This window comes from Faecalicatena contorta, from assembly GCF_021531995.1.
In the GTDB taxonomy this organism is placed as follows: Bacteria; Bacillota; Clostridia; order Lachnospirales; family Lachnospiraceae; genus Dorea_A; species Dorea_A contorta_A.
This window is the reverse complement of sequence record NZ_JAFBIZ010000307.1, coordinates 1-490: the sequence shown is the minus strand read 5'-3', so window position 1 is coordinate 490 and position 490 is coordinate 1. Positions and strand designations below refer to the sequence as shown.

At 42.4% G+C, this 490-nt stretch carries 1 pseudogene; it reads right to left on the bottom strand.

The features are described 5' to 3' along the window. Positions 1 to 119: 119 nt before the first annotated feature. Positions 120 to 490: pseudogene (locus JQM82_RS16090) on the bottom strand (hypothetical protein); the annotation flags it as partial.

The following is a 490-nucleotide window of genomic DNA, read 5'->3' as shown; positions in this document are numbered from 1 at the left end:
GTGGCAGATCTTGACGATATCGAAAAGGAACCAATTATCTACAATACACTCACGAAACAAGTATATGAAAATGACCACTGGATAGACCGGGAGTTGGACCTAAAAGGTAAGCTCCTGATTTACACCAGGAGCTTCCCGTCAAGGTCCAACTCCCGGTCTATCCAGTGGTCATTTTCATATACCTGTTTCGTGAGTGTATTGTAGATAATTGGTTCCTTTTCGATATCGTCAAGGTCTGCCACGAGACAGTTTTTCCTGGCAATATAGGGATATAAGGCTGCCTCTACTTTTTTCCGCAGTTCTAAAGCCATCAGATGTATAAGAGTGACATCATAGGTCTGTGACATACAGTGGCTGATCTGCTTGATCATTCCTGAATCCTGAATCGTCTGATTAACTACATCTGCCTGCTCATCCATTGACACATCAGGATTGATCAGTAACTGACCGGTTACAATTGATTTGACAAAAGCAGTGGCTGTCTGATTTA